The sequence below is a fragment of the Chitinilyticum aquatile DSM 21506 genome (genome assembly GCF_000430805.1).
Lineage (GTDB): Bacteria > Pseudomonadota > Gammaproteobacteria > Burkholderiales > Chitinibacteraceae > Chitinilyticum > Chitinilyticum aquatile.
The window spans coordinates 115,458-135,521 of record NZ_AUMS01000012.1 but is presented as its reverse complement, the minus strand read 5'-3'; the positions used below and the strand labels follow the sequence as shown (position 1 = coordinate 135,521).

General features: G+C 61.2%; 19 protein-coding genes and 1 rRNA gene. 6 read left to right on the top strand and 14 right to left on the bottom strand.

Annotated features, from left to right (window positions below; genetic code table 11):
- Window positions 1-202: ribosomal RNA gene (locus tag H559_RS0109445) — 16S ribosomal RNA — on the bottom strand; the annotation flags it as partial.
- Window positions 203-700: 498 nt separating this feature from the next.
- Window positions 701-1,726: a CDP-6-deoxy-delta-3,4-glucoseen reductase gene (locus H559_RS0109440; protein WP_028452510.1), complete on the bottom strand. Its 1,026-nt coding sequence runs from the start codon at window positions 1,724-1,726 to the stop codon at window positions 701-703.
- 88 nt (window positions 1,727-1,814) lie between these two features.
- Here H559_RS0109440 and H559_RS0109435 point away from each other — a divergent pair, with 88 nt between their 5' ends.
- Window positions 1,815-2,660 (top strand): NAD-dependent epimerase/dehydratase family protein, encoded by an 846-nt coding sequence (locus H559_RS0109435; RefSeq protein ID WP_245579358.1) that lies wholly within the window; start codon window positions 1,815-1,817, stop codon window positions 2,658-2,660.
- Between the two features lie 153 nt (window positions 2,661-2,813).
- Here H559_RS0109435 and H559_RS0109430 read toward each other — a convergent pair whose 3' ends face one another.
- A complete protein-coding gene (locus tag H559_RS0109430) occupies window positions 2,814-3,578 on the bottom strand; it encodes a DsbC family protein (protein WP_034640554.1) in 765 nt (254 codons plus the stop codon).
- 18 nt (window positions 3,579-3,596) lie between these two features.
- Window positions 3,597-4,769 carry a UbiH/UbiF family hydroxylase gene (locus H559_RS0109425; RefSeq protein ID WP_051279204.1) on the bottom strand — a complete coding sequence of 391 codons (1,173 nt, stop codon included), beginning with the start codon at window positions 4,767-4,769 and terminating at the stop codon, window positions 3,597-3,599.
- 210 nt (window positions 4,770-4,979) lie between these two features.
- On the opposite strand from H559_RS0109425, the gene H559_RS0109415 reads away from it, so the two are divergent.
- A complete protein-coding gene (locus H559_RS0109415; RefSeq protein ID WP_051279202.1) occupies window positions 4,980-7,271 on the top strand; it encodes a DNA internalization-related competence protein ComEC/Rec2 in 2,292 nt (763 codons plus the stop codon).
- A complete protein-coding gene (locus tag H559_RS0109410) occupies window positions 7,268-8,056 on the top strand; it encodes an MOSC domain-containing protein (RefSeq protein ID WP_028452505.1) in 789 nt (262 codons plus the stop codon). Before H559_RS0109415 ends, H559_RS0109410 begins: the two co-directional genes overlap by 4 nt.
- Window positions 8,057-8,141: 85 nt before the next feature.
- Here the strand turns inward: H559_RS0109410 and H559_RS0109405 are convergent, their stop codons facing one another.
- Window positions 8,142-9,047 carry a response regulator gene (locus H559_RS0109405; RefSeq protein ID WP_028452504.1) on the bottom strand — a complete coding sequence of 302 codons (906 nt, stop codon included), beginning with the start codon at window positions 9,045-9,047 and terminating at the stop codon, window positions 8,142-8,144.
- 75 nt (window positions 9,048-9,122) lie between these two features.
- Window positions 9,123-9,905, bottom strand: coding sequence for a ParA family protein (locus H559_RS0109400; RefSeq protein ID WP_028452503.1), 783 nt, complete (start codon window positions 9,903-9,905; stop codon window positions 9,123-9,125).
- Between the two features lie 164 nt (window positions 9,906-10,069).
- Between H559_RS0109400 and htpG the strand changes: the two genes are divergently transcribed.
- On the top strand, window positions 10,070-11,974 hold the full coding sequence (htpG, locus tag H559_RS0109395; RefSeq protein ID WP_028452502.1) for a molecular chaperone HtpG: 1,905 nt from the start codon (window positions 10,070-10,072) through the stop codon (window positions 11,972-11,974).
- Between the two features lie 107 nt (window positions 11,975-12,081).
- Here htpG and H559_RS0109390 read toward each other — a convergent pair whose 3' ends face one another.
- The 7 genes from H559_RS0109390 to H559_RS21660 form a co-directional block, all read right to left on the bottom strand.
- Window positions 12,082-12,891, bottom strand: a complete 810-nt coding sequence (locus H559_RS0109390; RefSeq protein ID WP_028452501.1) for a hypothetical protein — start codon at window positions 12,889-12,891, stop codon at window positions 12,082-12,084.
- Window positions 12,892-13,066: 175 nt separating this feature from the next.
- On the bottom strand, window positions 13,067-13,969 hold the full coding sequence (locus H559_RS0109385) for a sensor domain-containing diguanylate cyclase (RefSeq protein WP_028452500.1): 903 nt from the start codon (window positions 13,967-13,969) through the stop codon (window positions 13,067-13,069).
- A gap of 290 nt (window positions 13,970-14,259) precedes the next feature.
- Window positions 14,260-14,631 (bottom strand): hypothetical protein, encoded by a 372-nt coding sequence (locus H559_RS0109380; RefSeq protein ID WP_028452499.1) that lies wholly within the window; start codon window positions 14,629-14,631, stop codon window positions 14,260-14,262.
- A complete protein-coding gene (locus H559_RS19690; protein ID WP_051279199.1) occupies window positions 14,631-15,329 on the bottom strand; it encodes a DUF2461 domain-containing protein in 699 nt (232 codons plus the stop codon). The genes H559_RS0109380 and H559_RS19690 overlap by 1 nt, the downstream gene beginning before the upstream one ends.
- Window positions 15,330-15,536: 207 nt before the next feature.
- Window positions 15,537-16,232: a class I SAM-dependent methyltransferase gene (locus H559_RS0109370; RefSeq protein ID WP_245579357.1), complete on the bottom strand. Its 696-nt coding sequence runs from the start codon at window positions 16,230-16,232 to the stop codon at window positions 15,537-15,539.
- Between the two features lie 210 nt (window positions 16,233-16,442).
- Entirely contained in the window at window positions 16,443-16,841 is a 399-nt protein-coding gene (locus H559_RS0109365) for a YccF domain-containing protein (RefSeq protein ID WP_028452497.1), read from the bottom strand.
- A gap of 61 nt (window positions 16,842-16,902) precedes the next feature.
- Complete coding sequence (locus tag H559_RS21660; protein WP_081412970.1) at window positions 16,903-17,439, bottom strand: GNAT family N-acetyltransferase; 537 nt, start codon at window positions 17,437-17,439, stop codon at window positions 16,903-16,905.
- A 261-nt stretch (window positions 17,440-17,700) separates the two neighbouring features.
- Here H559_RS21660 and H559_RS0109355 point away from each other — a divergent pair, with 261 nt between their 5' ends.
- Window positions 17,701-18,525 (top strand): flagellin, encoded by an 825-nt coding sequence (locus H559_RS0109355; RefSeq protein ID WP_034640585.1) that lies wholly within the window; start codon window positions 17,701-17,703, stop codon window positions 18,523-18,525.
- A 93-nt stretch (window positions 18,526-18,618) separates the two neighbouring features.
- Entirely contained in the window at window positions 18,619-19,017 is a 399-nt protein-coding gene (locus tag H559_RS0109350; protein WP_028452495.1) for a YkgJ family cysteine cluster protein, read from the top strand.
- A gap of 111 nt (window positions 19,018-19,128) precedes the next feature.
- Here the strand turns inward: H559_RS0109350 and H559_RS0109345 are convergent, their stop codons facing one another.
- A complete protein-coding gene (locus H559_RS0109345) occupies window positions 19,129-19,992 on the bottom strand; it encodes a Tim44 domain-containing protein (RefSeq protein ID WP_028452494.1) in 864 nt (287 codons plus the stop codon).
- Window positions 19,993-20,064 lie beyond the last annotated feature (72 nt).

The following is a 20,064-nucleotide window of genomic DNA, read 5'->3' as shown; positions in this document are numbered from 1 at the left end:
CGATCCCCTGCTTTCCTCCTCAGAGAATATGCGGTATTAGCGAATCTTTCGACTCGTTATCCCCCACTCCGCGGTACGTTCCGATGTATTACTCACCCGTTCGCCACTAAAGTCAGGAGCAAGCTCCCAACCTCCGTTCGACTTGCATGTGTAAAGCATGCCGCCAGCGTTCAATCTGAGCCAGGATCAAACTCTTTCGTTTAATCACTGTTACTACTTAATTGCGCTCGCTTGCTTAAAACTCAGAATCAACAAGTGTGTACTTGTTACTTCTGTCTTAAGTGCGAGTGCTGGTCAAACCAAGCACTCACACTCATCGGCTGTATATTGTTAAAGATCGTTGCCCTGACACCCGGAAACTCGCTAAACTCTTCGTTTCGCTTCGTTTCCTTCACTGCGTCAGCAGCAGAGAGGCCGAACTATACCGGCCACCTCCAAACCCGTCAACACCCCGCACCACAAAAACCCCGACCAGTACGACAAGTGCTTGTTTTGCAAAGCACCAACCGAGCACCAGATTCACCCCCATTACCAGCCACGCTGCATCCGCCAACACCGGCCACTCCGGCGCAGTGCAAGATACAGCCATCAGTAATGTTCTGAGACCCTTGGAATGCGAAGGCCGCAGCCTGATACCCCACAAACAAAAGAGCGATGCATCGCATTGCTCTTTTGTTTGTCGCATCTGCACGGTGCCGGCTCAGCTCTTGCCCAAGTCCCGCGCGGTGAAGAAGGCATCGGAAAAGAACTCGTCTTCCGGGAGGCCGCGCGCGACGAAATGCTTGAATGCAGCTTCAACCATGACCGGAGCACCGCAGGCGTAAACCTGATGATGCGCCAGCGTGCCGAAATCTTCGAGTACAACTTCGTGCAGGAAACCGGTACGACCCTGCCATTGATCTTCAGGCAAGGGCTCGGACAGGACGGGAATGAACGTGAAATTCTCGTGCGCCAGCTGCCACTGCCCTGCCAGTTGCGGCATATAGAGGTCCGCCAGCGTGCGCGCCCCCCAGTACAGGATCATTTCACGCCGGATCCCCTTGTTGAAGGCATGCTCGAGGATGCCCTTGATCGGTGCAAAGCCGGTTCCCGTGGCGATGAAGATAATGGGCTTGTCACTGTCCTCGCGCAGAAAGAACGAGCCCAGCGGACCGGTGAAACGGTAGATTTCCTTCTCTTGCATTTCATTCCAGACATACTCGGAAAACTCGCCACCGGGCACGTGCCGGATATGCAACTCGAGAAATTCAGCCGCATGCGGCGGATTGGCAATCGAGAAGCTGCGCTTCTTGCCAGTCTTGGTGTGAATGTCGATGTACTGCCCGGCGAGGAACTGCAGGCGCTCGGTTGTCGGCAGTTTGAGCGACAGTACGGCCACATCGTGCGAGACCTTGTCGATCTTCTGCACGCGGCACGGCAGCGTCTTGATCTGGATGTCCTTCGTGGCGGCAATTTCGCGGCACTCGATTTCGACATCGCTTTCGGCGTGGGCGCAGCAGAAGAGCGACCAGCCGTGCTCGGCCTCGAACTTTGACAGTGCCGAATCCGAATGCGGATCGTGACTCACCGTGCCTGACAGAATCTTGCCCTTGCAGGCACCGCAGGCACCATTCTTGCAGCCATACGGCATGTTGAAACCGTTGCGCATGGCCGCATCAAGCAGGGTTTCCCCGTCACGCAGCGCGATTTGCTGGCCGGAGGGCTGAATGGTAAGTTGCTTGCTCATTGATCACTCTCACGAAGGCGTGCAGCGCCGTCACCCGGGTTCAGCGATGCAAAAAAAACGTTTACTGATTATAGGCTGCGGCGACGTCATGCAGCGGGCACTCCCCTGGCTCACCGCCCGTTTCCGGGTTTACGCATTGCTGCGCAGCAGCGAAAAGGCAGCACGGTTGCGGCTGTCTGGGGTGCGCGTACTGACGGGCAACCTGGATCAGCCGGCCAGTTTGCGCCGGCTCGCCGGCATTGCAGATTACCTGCTGCATTCCGCTCCGCCCGATCCGGCACGCGAAGGCGACCCGCGCACCCGCCGACTCTGTGCCGCGCTGAGTCGCAGCTCGGGGCGGATGGTAGCACAGCCACCCCGGCGAGCCGTCTACATCAGCACGTCCGGAGTCTATGGCGACTGCCAGGGGGCGCTGATTGATGAGACACGCCCTAGCGCTCCAGAGTCCCCGCGCGCAAGCAGGCGTGTTTCCGCCGAAGCCACGCTACGCGCGTGGGCGCGACGCAACGGCACGACCCTGGGAATTCTGCGCGCGCCCGGCATCTACGCGGCGGATCGCCTGCCCATTGCTCGTCTGCAGCGCGGCACACCGGCACTGATTCCAGCCGATGACGGCTACAGCAATCATGTCCACGCCGACGACCTCGCCCGCTGCGCGGCACTGGCCCTGTTTCGCGCCCGGCCACTGCGCGTGTATCACGCCTGCGACGATGAACCGCTCAGGACAGGTGACTGGTTTGACGCTGTCGCCAGGCACAGTGGCCTGCCACCACCACCGCGCATCAGCCGCACGGAAGCCGCCACGAGCATCGAGCAGGGACTCTGGTCCTTCATGCGCGAATCACGCCGGCTGGTCAATCGCCGCCTGCGGGAAGAATTGCGCATACGGCTGCAACACCCCAGCGCGCTGGCTTTTCTGGCCGCAGGGAAGTAGCCGCATCGCCACCATGCCGGCAAGAGAACACCAGGAATCAGCGCATGGAGAAAGACACATCATTCCCGCAACCTAAAAAACCAAGGGGGTATAAGCCTGTAGCCATTAAAATTATTTGGCTACGAGCTTATACCCCCATTCGGGTGTGCGGAATTACTTTTTCTTGGCCAAAGCTTCCGTACGGGCTTCGTTGAGCATGCGATCGATGACATCACCCGGCACGGCGCCAGCGATGATGCGGCCATTCTCGAACACCAGCGCCGGGGTGCCATTCACGCCCAGCGACTCGCCCAGCTTAAGATTGCGGGCAACCGGATTTTCACACTCGCCCTTGTTGTCGGGCAGTTTTTCATTGAACACCCAGTTCTTCCAGGCTGCGGCGCGGTCTTCCGCGCACCAGATCAGGCGGGACTTCCGTTCAGCATCCGGATGAATCGAGGAAAGCGGGAACAGGTAGGTGTAAACAGTCACATTGTCGATATTGGCAAGGCTTTGCTGCTCCAGCTTCTTGCAGAACGGGCAATCCGGATCGGAGAACACCACCAGCTTGCGCGAACCATCGCCACGCACTTCCTTCACGGCATCGGCCAGCGGCAGTTTGCTGAAATCGGTCACCGACAGCTCGGCCTCACGTTCGCGGGTAATGCTCTTGCGTTTGGCCAGATCTACCAGATCACCCTGGACGATGTACTCGCCCTTGGCATCGCTGTAGATGATCTCGCGTTTGTCGATCACCACCTCGAACAGACCCTTGATCGGCGTCTTGTTCACGGCCGTGATTTCACGGCCGATGCTCTTGCCAAGCTTGGCCTTCAGGTCGGCCGGCGGCGCCCCAGAATCGGCAGCAGCGGAACAACCGCTGGAAATCATGACGCCAGCGAGCAGCATGGCAAGGGAAATTCGGCGATGGTGCAGCATTCTAGTGTCTCTCTATTGTCAGGCATCCATGGCATGGCGGATCAGCTGGCGCTTGATCCATGGCAGGCGGTTGGTCAGGTCCAGACCCCAGTTGCGCAAGCCACCCAGTACCGGATGTTCGTTATTGAATAGTTTCTGCAGGCCGTGGCACACGCCCTGCATCAGGTAAACCGCTTCGCGCCGGCTTCGTTCGTAGCGCCGCAAAACCAGATAGTCACCCACGCGCGCGGAAAGTTCAACGGTAAGGATACCAGCAAGCGCTTCAACATCGCCAAAACCGAGGTTGACGCCCTGACCGGCGAGCGGATGCACCGTATGGGCGGCATCGCCGACCAGCGCGACACGAGGACGCACGATTTCCGGCACATGATTGAGGCGCAGCGGAAAAGCCTGCGCGGGGGTGATCAGCGCAAGCTCACCCAGCTCACGCGCGCCGGCCGCGCTGACGCAAGCTGCCAGTTCATCCGGCGCCATGGCCAGCAGGGCATCCCTGCGATCCCCGTAGCAGGACCAGACCATCGACATGCGCTGATCCGGCAGCGGCAGCCAGGCCAGAATGCCGTCCGCCATGAACCACTGCCGGGCAATGCCGTGATGCGACTTTGTCGTGGCAAAGTTCGCCACCACTCCGAATTGCTCGTAAGGTGTCACTGCGGGAACAATGTCCATTTGCTGCCGTACCCAGGAATTGGCGCCATCAGCGCCAACCAGCAGGCGCGACGACAGCACGCGACCATCATCCAGCGTCAGTTGTGCCGACTGCGGATCCACGCGCAGGGCGGCCGGGCGAGCGGGACTGAACACCGTCACATTCGGGGCCTCCTGCAAGCCCTGCCAGAGGGCAAGCTGCAGATGCCGGTTTTCCAGAATATGGGTCAGCGTTTCGCTGCCTGCCTCAAGCGCATCAAAACGCAGCATGTGCCCCGGTCGGTCACCGTGGATTTCCATGGCGCTGACCGGCGCCACCCGCACACCATCCAGACGCTGCCAGGCACCGATCCGGCGCAACAGGCGCTCGCTGGCACGGCTGATGGCATAAACCCTCGCATCCCAGCCTGGCGGCAGCACATCCGGCGGAGGCATGCCTTCCAGAACGGCGATGTTCAGCGAGGTATCGCGCAGCGCCAGCGCCAGGGCGGAGCCGACCAGCCCCCCCCCGACAATGACGACATCAAAATCCAGTTTTTCCATGGCCGGAAGTGTAGCAGCACGCATCCGCCTTGTGGGCGCCCTAGCGCTTGCCGGAACAGGGCCGCAGCCCGTTCTTTCTGGCAGAGCGGAAAAATGCAGCAAAAGGAAAGTTGAATACCTGATTTCCCAACTGGCAGTTTTCGCCACGGCTTGCCCGGTGCCCGATGCCGGTGAAGAAAGCAGCCTCGCCTTGCACTGCTAGACTGGAGCATGCTGCTCCGCTACCTCCTCATCCTAGCGGCCTGGGCTGCCGGCATCACGCTGCTGCAGACCCTGCCTGTCCTCCCTGCACACGGGTGGCTGGCAGCCTTCTTCCTGCCAGCCTTTCTGGCTCTGTTCTTCGTGCGCACGCGCCCCATGGCAGCCATTCTGTTTGCAGTGGCACTGGGTTTTACTTATGCCAGTCTGCGCGCCGAATCGCGCCTCGCTGGGCAACTGCCGGCAGCACTGGAAGGGCAGACAGTGACTATCCGCGGCCATATTGCCGACCTGCCACAAGCAGCCCGTTACGGCCAGCGCTTTATTCTGGCTACCGATCCTGCGACACTCGCCGGCATTCCAGCCCGCATCCAGGTGAACTGGTATGGCAAACCGCCGCCCCTTGCGGCCGGACAGCGCTGGCAGCTGCAGTTGCGGCTGAAAAGGCCGCATGGCACGCAAAACCCGGGGGCATTCGATGCCGAATCCTGGCTGCTGCAGCAGGATATCGGCGCGACCGCCAGCGTCCGCACGGCAGAGGCCCTGCCAGCCGATGGGCTGGATGCCTGGCTGGCCCGTCTGCGCAACCAGATACGGCAGTACATGCAGAACAAGCTGGGTGATGCCCCCTACGCCGGCGTGATCATTGCCCTGGCCATTGGCGACCAGGGCGGAATTCCCGCGCAGCAATGGCAACGCTTCGCCAATACCGGGGTCACGCATCTGGTCAGCATTTCCGGGCTGCACATCACCTTGCTGGCTGCCCTGGCGGCACTTACTGTGCGATTTTTCTGGCGGCGCTCGGCCTGGCTATGCGCGCGGTTCAGCGCCCCAAGGGCTGCATTGGCGGCAGGGGTATGCATGGCCATCGCTTACAGCTTGATGGCTGGAATGACCATACCCACCCAGCGTACGCTTCTGATGCTGCTGGTGGCCACGTGGGGACTGTGGCGCACGCGCGTCATTCCTGCCAGCGCCATCTGGCTTACCGCACTGGCACTGGTGCTGCTGTTCGACCCCTTTGCCACACTCAGCCCCGGCTTCTGGCTCTCCTTCCTGACGGTTGGAGCCTTGCTCTGGGCGGGGCAGCGCACGCTCGGCACCGCCCCACGCTGGCAGGGCTGGCTGACCACGCAGTGGGCAGCGACCCTGGCAACCACGCCGGTGCTGCTGCTGTGGTTCGGCCAGCTCCCGCTGTATTCGCCGCTGGCAAACGGCTTTGCCATTCCGGCGGTCAGCCTGCTGGTGACACCACTTGCACTCGCCGGCCTGCTGGATCCGAGCGGCATGCTGCTGCATGCGGCCGAGCGGGTGTTTGCCATGACCGACTGGCTGCTGATGCACATCGAGACATGGCCCTGGGCCAACAGCAGCCTGCACATGCCTCCCGCGTGGACCATGCTGCCGGCTGCCACCGGCATCGCGATCCTGCTCGCGCCACGAGGCTTGCCCGGACGCTGGCTGGGCTGCTGCGGCCTCATCCCGCTTTTCCTGCCAGCCGGCAATCCACTGCCCGCCGGCGAATTCGAAATCCGCATCCTTGATGTCGGACAAGGCCAGGCCGTGCTGGTACGCACGCAGCAGCACCAGCTGCTGTTCGACACCGGCCCGCCCGGCAGTGAGCGCAGCATCCTGCCCGTATTGCGCCAGAACGGACAAACCACTGTCGATGTTCTGGTGCTCTCGCACAACGACAAGGATCACACGGGTGCCGCAGAGGCGCTGCTGCCCCAGTTCCCCAAAGCGCGCCTCATGCACGGTATACCCGGGCAACACTCGCTGCTCGCCGGCCGTACGGCAAGCCGCTGCGTAGCCGGCGAGCACTGGCAATGGGATGGCGTGACATTTCGCTGGCTGTGGCCGCCCGCGGACTTCAGCAAGAGCAGCGACAATGCCGGCAGCTGCGTGCTGCTGGTCGATAACGGCCGCCAGCGCGTGCTGATCCCGGCCGACATCGGGCAGACAGAGGAAAGCGCCCTGCTGGCCCAGCCGCTACCGCGCGTCGATGTGCTGCTGGCTGCTCACCACGGCAGCAAATCATCATCGGGTGCGGACTGGATCGCTGCGCTTGCACCACGGCATGTGGTGTTTTCAGTTGGCTATCTCAACCGCTTCCGTCATCCGCATCCCGATACCCAGGCCCGCTTTGCCGAGGCCGGCAGCCGGGCCTGGCTGACCGCCCGCGACGGCGCCATCCTGATCCGCAGCGGTGCTGAGCTCGACATTCGTGGCTGGCGCGAACAACGCCCGCGCTACTGGTACACTGCCATCTCTTCCGCACCCCTGCACGATACCGCCCCATGACCAGACTTGCCGCCCTCTACCACTACCCGCTCAAATCCGGCCGTGCGCGGCCGCTGATTGCTTCGCCGCTGGGCCCGTGCGGACTGGCATTTGATCGTCACTGGATGGTCGCGGACCGCGATGGCAACTTTCTTACTGGCCGCGAGCACCCGAAACTGGTGCTGATCGAAGCGATGGCAACATCCGATGGGCTTTCGCTGCATGCACCAGGCATGCCGCCGCTGCATGTCGCCAACACGGCATTCAGTGGCCAGCAGGAGACAGCGGTCTGGCGCACGGGATTCGCTGCCCGCAATGGCGCCAGCCATGCCGATGCCTGGCTGAGCGAGTATCTGCAGCTGCCCGCGCAGCTCCTGTGGATTGGCGAACAATCACCACGCCGCGTGAAAGACGAGGCAGAAATACCGCTCGCTTTTGCCGATGGCTACCCGCTTCTGATCATCAGCCAGGGATCGCTCGACGTACTCAATGGCCACATCGGGCGCAAGCTGCCCATGCTGCGCTTTCGCCCCAATCTGGTGATCAGCGGCTGCGAACCGCATGCCGAGGACAACTGGCAGCGCATCCGCATCGGCGAGCTGGAAATCGAGCTGGTGAAACCCTGTACGCGCTGCGTGTTCACCACCATCGACCCGAACACTGCGCTGAAGGATGCCGAGAAGCAACCGCTGAAGGCACTGGCGCAGACGCGCCGCGCCGGCAACGAAGTCATCTTCGGCATGAATGCGCTGTGCCGCAGCAGCGGACAATTGCAGGTCGGCATGGACGTCGAAATTCTTGCCTAGAAAGCAATGGGTATTACCACCAAGCCCTTTAAATAAAAATGCTCCATGGCAATACCCATATATGTTTAGAGCAGGAATAGCGCCCCTAGCGGCGCACCCGGGCAACCACGCAGTTGCCGCGCCCCTGATATTCCAGCTCGTCGAAGGACATCAGCTTGGCCATCGAAATGCCGCGCCCGTGCGGATCGAAGGCACGATCAGGCGAAAATTCCAGATAGGGCTGCCAGTCAAAGCCCTCGCCCTCGTCCTCGATGCGGATGCTGACATGCTCGGCATCGGTTTCTAGCAATACCCGAACCTGGCGCCGGCCATAGTGCGGGTCACGCAGGCGGCTTTCCACTTCTTCCTGCCAGCGTCCGGTCTGCAGCAGACGGGTCTTGTCGCTGTAGCGGATACCCAGATTGCCGTGCTCGACGGCATTGACCAGCAATTCCGAAATCCCCATCGCCACGCGCTGGGGCTCCGGGCAGGTCTGGGACAGCAGCAATGTCAGCTGGCGGGCTTCATCAAGCGAGCGAAAGCTGAATTCGCCGCGCACGAGCATGCGGTAGGCACCGACCTGCTCGGCAATCTGCTTTTCCAGCTGCTGGCGTTCGTGGTGGAAACTGACCGCTGCCGCGACAATCGCCAGCAGCATTTCGCGCTGGAACGGTTTGATCAGGTAGTAATACGCGCCAGCAGCCAGGCCTTCCTGCACGTTTTCCGCCGCACCCACGGCGGTCTGCATGATGACCGGCACATGCTGCAGATCGGCACGCTGCTTGATGCGTGCCAGCAGCTCCATGCCGTTCATGCGCGGCATCATCCGGTCCAGCAGGATGGCGTCGAAGCCCTGCTGCTCGCTGGTCAGGATTTCCCAGCCCTCGAGGCCATCCTCGGCCAGCACCACGTCGTAGCCGGCATCCTGCAGGTGTTCCGACAGGATTTCCAGATTGAACGGCTCATCATCGACAACCAATACACGGCCAAGGGACGGGGCCATTTCCGACATGCTGTCTTCCTCTCTGTTCATCGTCAGCGCATTGCTGCGCCGAATTACTATATCAGCATTTGCAGATTGACCGGCTCAGCGTCCTGCGGCTGTCGCCAATTCGCCATAGAGGGCGACAAATTCCTGCGCCAGCTTGTGGCGCGGGTCGAGCGCGATCAGGGGGGCGGCCTGTTCGTGCGATTCACGGACCTTAACCGAACTCGACAGCCGGCACTGCAGCACCGGCAAGCCCTGTTCTTCCAGCTCGCTCACCAGCCGCTGCGGCAGACTGGCGCGCGGCTGGAACTGGTTGACGACGATACCCTCGACTTCCAGCCGGCTGTTATGGTCCTGCCGGATTTCCTCGACGCGCGCCAGAAGCCCCAGCAGCGCATCGCGCGAGAAGGAATCGCAGTCGAAGGGAATCAGGCAGCCGGTGGCGGCAATCAGTGCAGACAGGGTGAAGAAGTTCAGTGCCGGCGGCGTATCGATATAGACCTCGTCAAACTGGCCCTCGAGCTCATGCAGCGTCTCGCGCAGTTTATAGATCTTGTAGCGAGCCTCCAGCTTGGCCTGCTGCTCGGCAATCAGCGGGCTCGACGGCAGCACATGCAGCCTGTCGTGTGCGGTGGCATGGATGAATTCGCGCGGCTGTTTGGCATACAGGCTGAAGTTGAGCACCTGCTCGAAGAAATCTGCCAGATTCGGGCCGATCATGCGGGCGGCATCGCCCAGCACATAGTGTGACGCATTGCCCTGCGGATCGAGGTCTATCAGCAATACCCGCCGCCCCTGGCTGGCGGCGACCGCGGCGAGATTCACCGCGATGGTCGATTTGCCCACGCCCCCTTTCTGGTTGAACACCACCCTGACCTGCATGTCTGCCTCCCCTTTTATCATCAAGGCAATATAGCACGCCAAGCCTGACACGCATCATCAGCCAGGGGAATCCACACGGCATGCAGGGCCTCTTGAAGCCGCGGGCATCGCCCCCATGTGCTGTTCACTTGTTCGACCAACTGTTTATACGGAGTTTTCACACCATGGCCAAGGAAACACTCGGCTTTCAGGCAGAAGTGAAGCAACTGCTGCAACTGATGATCCACTCGCTGTATTCCAACAAGGAAATCGCGCTGCGCGAGCTGATCTCGAATGCCTCTGACGCCTGTGACAAACTGCGCTTCGAGGCGCTCAACCACGCGTCCCTCTATGAAAACGACGGCGAGCTCGCGATTTCGGTGTCGTTCAACAAGGACGCCCGCACGCTGACCATCGCGGACAACGGCATCGGCATGAGCCGCGAAGAAGTCATCAGCAATATCGGCACCATCGCCCGCTCAGGCACCAAGGAATTTTTCAGCCAGCTCTCCGGCGACGCCAAGAAGGACGCCAACCTGATCGGCCAGTTCGGCGTGGGCTTCTATTCGGCCTTCATTATCGCCGACAAAGTCACCCTCACGACCCGCCGCGCAGGTGCTCCGGCGACTGAGGCCGTGCGCTGGGAATCGGCTGCCGATGGCGAATTCACCATCGAAGCGGTGGAAAAGGCCGGCCGCGGCACCGAAATCGTGCTGCACCTGAAGGAAGGCGAAGACGAGCTGCTGTCCGACTGGCGTCTGCGCAGCATCATCAAGAAATACTCGGATCACATCACCCTGCCGATCCGCATGCAGAAAGCGCCGGGTTACGACAAGGACGGCAACGTCGAAATCAGTGACGAAATTGAAACCGTCAATCAGGCCAGCGCCCTGTGGGCCCGCCCCAAATCCGAAATTTCAGATGAGCAGTACAACGAGTTCTACAAGCACGTCGCACACGACTTTGAAGATCCGCTGGCCTTCAGTCACGCCAAGGTCGAAGGCCGCCAGGAATACACCGAGCTGCTGTACATCCCGGCACGTGCACCGTTTGACCTGTACGACCGCGAGCGCCGCCACGGCGTGAAGCTGTACGTGAAGCGCGTTTTCATCATGGAAGACAGTGACAAGCTGATGCCGCAATACCTGCGCTTCGTGCGTGGCGTGATTGATTCCGCCGATCTGCCGCTGAACGTTTCGCGTGAAATCCTGCAGCACAGCAAGGACATCGAGCAGATCAAGTCCGGCTGCGTGAAGAAGGTGCTGGGCCTCTTGGAAAGCATGGCCACGTCCGACGAGCAGGCTGAGAAGGACAAGTACGCCAAGTTCTGGAAGGAATTCGGCCGCGTGCTGAAGGAAGGTGTGGGCGAAGATTTTGCGAACAAGGACAAGATCGCCGGCCTGCTGCGCTTTGCCTCAACGCACCTCGATACCAACGAGGAAGTCGTCAGTCTGGCGGACTACATCGGCCGCATGAAGGAAGGCCAGGACGTGATCTATTACATCACCGCCGACTCCTTCGCCGCCGCGCAACACAGCCCGCACCTGGAAGTGTTCCGCAAAAAGGGCATCGAAGTGCTGCTGCTCGGCGACCGTGTCGACGAGTGGGTGGTATCCAGCCTGCACGAGTTCGACGGCAAGAAGCTGCAATCCGTCGCCAAGGGCGAGCTGGATCTCTCCAAGTTCGAGGACGAGGAAGAGAAGAAGCAGCAGGAAGCCGCCGCCACCGAAATGAAGGATGTCGTGGAAAAGGTGAAGGAAGTGCTGGCCGACAAGGTCAAGGACGTGCGCATCACCCATCGCCTGACCGACTCCGCCGCCTGCATTGTGGTGGATAACGCCGACATGAGCGCCAATCTGGAGCGCCTCTTGAAATCCGCCGGGCAGGACGTGAAGGGTGCCAAGCCGATTCTGGAGCTGAACCCCGAGCATCTGCTGGTGAAAAAGCTCAAGAGCGAAATCGCCAGCGCGCGTTTCCACGACTGGACCGAGCTGCTGTTCGATCAAGCGCAGCTGTCCGAAGGCGCCCAGCTCGATGACCCGGCCGCGTTTGTAAAGCGCCTCAATAGCCTGATGCTGAGCATGGCGTAATACATTGCTGCGTATTGGCCTGTAGCCATTTATAATAAATGGCTACAGCCGCATACCCTTAAAAAACCGGCTTGCCAAAGCCGGTTTTTTATCGTTTGAACTTGGGATCATTGCTCGGCTTTGCGGTAGGTATCACGCATGGCATCAAGTGTAGGCGCCTTTACAGTGGTCTGGGCAACCAGAAACTCAAGTGAAGATTGCAGTGCCTGGCCGTCCAGCAGGCCACGAAACTGCTTATCGAATTCTGCTTCGCGAGCGAGTGCAGTGAACGTCGCTTGGGCGATGGCAATCTGTGTCTGTACTTTGGCCGGCTTGCCAAAGCGTGCGCGGACATATTCCGTATTGCCGCACAAATTTCCCCAAGCCTGACGTTCATCGGCATTCATTGCCTTCAGCCTTTTCTGAAATGCCTGCAGCTTCTGCTTGCCATATTCACGTTGCAGCTCGGCAACACTGAATCCCTGCAGGAAATAGCAGTCGCGCAAGGAAATCACCGCTTGCGATGGATCGCCTTGCTCTTCTTCAATCAAGGGCTCCCGTTTCTGGTAAGCCGCATATAACTGATGAAAATCCCGGGCGAGCTCTTGCGTGGGGTAGTTATCCGTCGTGATAAAAATCGACCACAGTTTGCCTTCTCGATCAAAGTAGATGGTGATTTCTGCCGCTTTCTTCTGCTCGAACTCCTTTGGCAAGCCAGCCAGCGTCGTGGTTTTAGGCAGGGTGTAGGCATTCTGGTATGACGAAGCTACCGATGGCTTCAGTGCACCATAGCGGGCCTCGACTTCTTTCTTGCTCATGCCCAGGCTCAAGCCCAGATAGTTTTCAGCAAACGCCAGACCGGACAAGGAGCAAAGCGCAAACATCAAAATGGCACGAACACACTGCATTGCACCGGAATATACCGACTTGATTGGCATGAAACAGACTCCTTTACGATAACGGCAAAGGAAAATCTTACCAGTATCTTTCTATTTATTAATAATTAGTCGGGTATTTTTTACAGGCTAAACAATCAAGGTGAACAAACCACAGCCACCAGCATGATGATTGTCAATTGGGAAAAGCAGGCAGAATGAGCGCCACCAAGCACCCCTAGCCCAGCACGATCCGGTTGCGCCCCTGCCGCTTGGCGCCGTAGAGCGCGGCATCGGCGCGCTTGAGCACCTGCTGGGCGTCGGAATCGGAGGGCAGCAACTCGCTCAGACCGCCACTGATCGTCGGATTGCAGGGCAGACCATCGATCTGCCGCAACTCGTTCGCGACCCGCTGCCGCAGACGATCGACCAGGGGAGCGGCCTGTTCGGCCGGGGTGTGCGGCAGCATGATCACGAATTCGTCACCACCGAAACGCACCGAAACATCGGTGTGACGCAACTCGTTGCGGCACAGCTCGGCAATCGCAATCAGCACGCGATCGCCTACATCGTGCCCGAAATCGTCGTTGATGATCTTGAAATGGTCGACATCGAACAGCAGCACCGAGAGGGGCGTCTGATAGCGCATGAAGACTTCGAGGTATTCGCGCAAGACTTCGAGCATGTGGCGGCGATTGGGCAGGCCGGTCAGCGGGTCAGTCGCGCTTTGCCAGCGCAGCTGCAACTCCTGTTCATGCCGGGTCGTGATGTTACTGGCCACCCACAGCACGGCATCCTCGCCGTGCACCGGAAAATCAAGCGCCTGCACGCGGCCTTCGAACCAAATTTCCTTGTTCGGCCCGCCTGCAGGCAGGCCGATGACATCCCGCCAGGACAGGCCGTACTCGACCACATGCAGGCCGGGCTTGCTCAACGCCCGCTCGATCACCGCGAGAAACCACTCGGTCTTATCGGCGTTGAGCACCTCGGACATGTACTTGCCGATCAGAAAGCGGCTGTCGTGGTAATAGCGCTTGTCGATACCGCCAAAAATGCCGGCGTACAGGCCGCTGCGGGTCAGGATGAAGACCGGATCCGGCAGGGTATTCAGGATGGACTGGATATGGGTGTAGTCCAGCATGGCAGGTAACGCTCCGGCAAGCCCGCAGGCTCCGATTCGACCGATGACATACCAGCATAGAAAATCCGGCGGCATCTTGCCGGCTGGTGCGCCGAACGGCGCGAACCCAGATAACCCAGGCTCTGGCAACGGCACTGGCCGCCGAGCCATTCATGGCTGCAGCCATCGTTGCGGCAGCGCTGCCAGTCAGGCGTCGGAATGGCCCCAGTCATCCATGCACCGTTACAGCAGCCACGCATCTTGCGCCGGGCGAGGCAATCAGGCGTCGCGAGACCGATAATGGTGCGGGACTAGCAGCGAAACACATCCGTCAGCTCGCAATCCGACGGACTGGCAATCTCCAATCCGCGGGCGGCCAGCACCAATCCGGCACCATTGGCGAACTGCAATTCGACATGCAGCAGGCCCTGAGGCGGGCTGGCGAGATCAAGCCGGCCGGCGCTGAAGCCATGCAGGCGGATGCTGCCGTCACGCAGGCGCCCGCAACACTCAGTCAGCACGCCCTCGCAATGCTGCACTTGCCGGAAAGTGAGCACCAGCCCGCGCAGGTAGCCCGCCTCGCCATCGGCGTCATGCACATGGGCTGCCGCAAAGCGGATCACCAGTGCGCCGGCACCGGCATCGACGCCGGCAACTTCGGAATCAAAAAACTCCAGCTGCATCAGCCCAGGCCCGGCTGGATGCTGGCCGGCGCAGGTGCAGCCCGGCGCAGGAACTCCACCAGCGGCTGCAACGCGGCCAGGTGCTGGCCGACCAGCCGTGCAGCATCGGGGCGGAGGTAGTAATCGGCTGGCACGGGCTGGCTGGCAGTATAGCTTTTCAGTTTCAGCAGTTCGATCTGCGGGTGATCCTTCGCGTAGCCCTTGGGGGCAGTCTTGAGTACTTCCTCGCGATCCAGCCCGCCAAAGGCAGCGACAAATCCGGGGGCAGTCACGATGCGCTGCAGCTCGTCACCCTGCTCGGCTACAGTCGCGCGGATTGCCTTGAGCGCCGCAGCCTCCGGGCACCACCAGCCGCCCCCGATGAAGCAGCCTTGCGGGGCAATGTGAACGTAATAACCCGGCTCGACAAATTTGCTGCCAAAGCGCGAGATGCCGATGCCAAAATTGGTCTTGTACGGCAGCTTGTTCCTGCTGAAGCGCACGTCGCGATGGAGGCGCAGCACGCATTTTCTGGCCTGCAGGCTGACCGGAATGCGCGGGTCGAATGCCATCACTTCATCGAGTACCCCGCCGGCAAAGCGCACGACATCCGCTTTTGCCGCTTCGTAGCGATCCCGCTGGCCGGCAAACCATTCCTTGTTGTTGTTCGCCGCCAGATCGGCGAGAAAATCGAGGCTGGCTGCTGAGAGTGCTGTCATGGTGATCCACCGAATGAGCAATATCCGCAGCATACCGCGTCAGGAGGCCGGCTTGCCAGACAGCCGCATGGCACTGGCAGGCAGGCAGGCAGATGAAGCAGAACTTCAGGCAAAGGGTATATCAATACAGCCATTTCCATAAAAAGGCTTGGTGGATATACATGCAAATGTATTAAAGCTGCTGGATCTGGCGGGCTTCCCGGGCGCTCAAGCCGCCCGCAGATAGGTCAGCAGCCTGCCCTTGTAGGGGCTGCCATCGTGCAGGGGCGCATCGATCAGCATTTCGCTCATCACGAAGCCCTGCCCGGCCATGCAGCGGTTGAAGGCACTGCGATTGCTGCGGTTGGGATCAATGATCAGCACTTCGCATTGCGGAGCGGCATGCAGCGCAATGAAGCCGGCCAGCTGTTCGGGATGGCTGCGCTCATAGAGCACATCGCTGCCGATGATGAGATCGAACTCGCCCAGCGCCGGATTATCCCGCCCCCAGTTGCCGGTCTGATACGCCAGTGGCGGCAGATGGTTGAGCAAGGCATTGGCGTCGAGGAAACTCTCGGCCAGCGGATGGCAATCGCTCGCGGTGATGTTGCCTTGCCGGCGCTGGATGACCAGGCTGGCCAGCGCCAGCCCGCAGCCGATTTCCAGCACGCGCCGGCCGGCAATCGCGTAGGTCTGCATCAGGTCAGCCAGCTTCTGTGCGGATGGCCACACCTGGCCGAACAGCGGCCAGGTGGCGGCGGTGATGCCGGCCGCCGCCGCGAGGCCTTCCGGATCATGGAATTGCTGCTTGTCGAGCAGTGCGCGGATGGCCAGTTCGGCTCCGTCATTGACGTGAACCTGCTGGAACCTGACCTGATAGCCGGCCGGGGTGCCGGCTGCGCCGGTTTTGTGCATGACGTGCATGCCCGCCCTCCTTGGGGAAAATTGCGTGCGACGGGGATGGTGGTCGAACCGACACGACGCTTCGCAGGAAGGGCTATGCAAGTGCAATCAGGGCATGCAGCGGGGCAGTGAGCAAGTTGATGGAAAAACAGCTGCCGCCGAGGGTAACACAAGGCCGGCACGGTACGAATGCCATTATTTACATGGCATGCGCACCTGCCGGGGCCACAATCAGGGACGGGTGATGATGGTCTTGCCGATCGGCGCCAGCGCCAGGCCGGCGAGCTTGAGGTGCTGCAGACCGAAGGGAATACCGATGATGGTGACGATCAGGCCAACCGCCGCGCACAGATGGCCGAGCGCCAGCCAGATGCCGGCAAAAATGCACCACAGCACATTGCCGATCGCCCCCAGGCTGCCGGTGCCAATATCGTGCCGGCCGTAAAGATCGCGCCGGCTGACCGCCTCGCGGCCAAACGGCCACAGCGCAAAATTGCCGAGCACGAAACACGCCCTGCCCCAGGGAATGCCGACAATGGTGATGAAACACAGCACACCGGCCAGCCACCAGCCCAGCGCCAGAAACAAGCCGCCCAGCAGCACCCACAGCACATTCAGAATCAGACGCACGTTGTTCTCCCGTGTTCACACCATTCAGCAAGGCGTCAGGATATCACGGGGCTTGCCGGCCTCACTGCAATGAATGGGAGATGTTCCTCACATTGCTGCACAACAGCTCATGCACGCGCACCGGGCCGCAAGGGCTGACCGGCTGCGTTGCAAGCGGGAACAGCAGAATGGCGCCGGCGCCGCCAAAATCCGGCAGACCGCTGAGTTGTGGCGCCGGCTGGAAACCCAGTTCGCCAAACCATGCCCGGTCGCCCTGCACCACACAGCCGGCTGCATTCTGCGCCCGCAGCGCGGCAAGGCTGCTGCGTACCAGGGCCGCGCCGATCCCGCGATGGCGGTAAGCCGGCAGCACGGCCAGCGGCCCGAGCAAATGCCAGCGCCCTTCGGCTTGTGGCAACAATACCGGGCTGCAGGCAATGTGGCCGACCACGCGACCTTCGGCGTGTGCCACCAGCGAAACACTGAGCGCCCCCTGCTGCCGCAGTGCCTCGATCAGGCGCGCCAGCGCGCAGGAAGGATCGGCAAACGCCTGCTGCTGCAAGCTGCTGATGGCGGCCAGATCGCACTGGCGCTCGGGGTGCAGGATGGCATGGGTCATGCGGAGCTCCGTCAGCACAGCGAAGTCAACGCCTGCATCGTAAGCCGCTTTCGGCAGCGCTGCTGCGCGGATCTGCCGCAGCCTGACCAACGGCAGGCGGATGGACCGAACCTTGCCTGCCGGCAGTGGTCAAGCAGGCAGGCACGGCATGCTGCCAGCAGGACAATCCGCCCGTCCGCCGTGCGGCCATCGGCCTGCCCCGCCCGGAAAAAACAGGCGTATCGTTATAAGAATCAGTCACCTATGCAGCAGGAGATCATCATGCTTTCCAGCAGCATCACCAGCAATACCCTGTCGCTGACGACCCAGCGCTTCGGTGAAGTGGCACGCAGCGCGCAGGACAAGACGATAGCCTCGCTGTCCAGCGGCAGCCGCATCAACCGTGCGGCAGATGACGCGGCCGGCAGTGCCATCATCCAGCAGTTTGCCGCGCAGATCGCCGGCAACAACCAGGCCGCGCGCAACCTCAACGACGGTATCTCGCTGGCGCAGACAGCAGACGGCGCCTTGAGCTCGCTCGACGAAAACACCCAGCGCCTGCGCGAACTCACGGTGGCTGCCGGCAACAGCACGCTGTCCGCCAGCGACCGTGCGGCACTGCAGGCCGAAGCCGATGCAATCAGCCAGAGCAATAACGACATCGTGCAGAACGCCAGCTTCAACGGCCAGCCCCTGCTGCAGGGCAACAGCTTCACGCTGCAGAGCGGGCCGAATGCCGGCGACCAGATCAGTTTCAGCAGTGCAAACCTTGGCGGCAGCAACGGGCTGGCCAGCGCACGCGGCGGTGTCGATCTCTCCAGTGCCTCCGCCGCCAGCCAGAGCATCGACCGGCTCGATGCCGACCTGCAGCTGATCAGCGAACAGCGCAGCAATCTCGGCGCCATCCAGAGCCGGCTTGAAGCGGGTGTCGGCAATCTGCAGACCACCGCCATCAACGAATCGGCAGCAAAAAGCCGCATCGGCGACACCGATTACGCCGCCGCCACCTCGCGGCTGGCGCAGGAACGCATCCGCAGCGATGCGGCCAACGCCATGCAGGTGCAGGCCAATGCCGCCCCCGCGCAGGTACTGAGTCTGCTGCGCTAACTGCTGCGGCAAGATCTTGCGCTGATCGGCCGCGGCAACGCGCGGCGCCAGCGCGGGTATAATCCCGCGCTTTGCTTCGGCCTTTTCACGACCATGACCCAGAAACTGATCTACCTTGCCACGCTGGAACGGCTGGATACCTGGATCAAATACCGCTCCAGCCTGTGCGCGGATTGCCAGGCCACCTGCTGTACGATGCCGGCCGAGGTCAAGCTGCCCGATCTGGTGCGCATGGGCGTGGTTGATCCCTTCGAGGCCGAGCACGAGCAGCCGAAAACCATTGCCAGGCGACTGGAAAAGGCCGGCATCATCGAGCATTTCAACTTCAAGCAGAGCATTTTCACACTGGCACGCATGGCCAACGGCGACTGCCGCTACCTGGATACGGCCACCCGCCGCTGCACGATCTACGAACTGCGCCCGAACACCTGCCGCAACCATCCGAAAATCGGCCCGCGCCCCGGTTACTGCGCCTACCGGCACAAAGCATGATGTATCTTCACACAGCCCTTTATCAATAAGGGCTACGTGACAATACCCACTAAATATGCATAAAAAAACGGGAAGACAATGTCTTCCCGTTTTTCATTTGGCACGACCTGCTCAGCGGTTCTGCTGGATACCGGCCACCACCCACTGCTGGCCGCTGTCGCGCCATTGCGAGAAGTGCCAGATTTCATCGAAGGGCTCTGCAACCGCGCCTTCCACTTCACGGATCAGGCCATGGAAGCGCACGCTGGCGAGCTGGCGGTTGCCCTCCACTTCGAAATCCACCAGTTCGGATTCGATGCTCACCACGTCGGTGCGCTGGCTGCTGCTGCCGCGTTCAGCCAGTTGCAGCTTGATCTCGGCGAACATTTCCGGCGAGGTGAACTGGCGCAGGTCGTTCAGGTCGCCACTGTCATTGGCCGCCTGCATGCGGATGAAGGTGAGCTTGGCTTCGCGAGCGAACGCTGCGGCATCAAAACCGGCCGGCGCTTGCGGTGTCTGTGGCGCAAAGCCGCCGGCAGGCATGCCACCAGCCGGGAAAGGCTGTGCGGCAGGCTGTTGCATCTGTTGCATCTGCTGCCACGGCTGGGCCGCGCCAGCCTGAGCAGCGGCATAAGGGCTGGATGCCGGCTTGCGGCGCGACATGAACCAGCGCAGCAGCATGAAGGCCGCCGCACCGATGAGCAGCATGGTGATCAGGCTGCCCATTTCAGCGCCGAGGCCCAGCGAGGAAAAGAGCGCGGCCAGGCCAAGGCCAGCTGCCAGACCGGCCAGCGGGCCCATCCAGGAATTCTTTTTCGGTGCAACAGCGCCGGGCGCGGCAGGTTGCTGCGGTGCAGGCTGTGCCTGCTTCTGTGCCGGCGCCTGGCGCTGCACGCCGGAATTTTTCCCGCCACCGACGCGCTTGGCTTCGGCCAGCTCGGCAAAGGCGCCGAACGACAGTACAACAGCGAACAGGGCAATCAGGATGCTTTTCATGCGGTAATCGTCCTTGGGTATCAGATTCGGGCATCGTCCAGACGTGGCGACACCCTGCCGCTGAAAGACCGC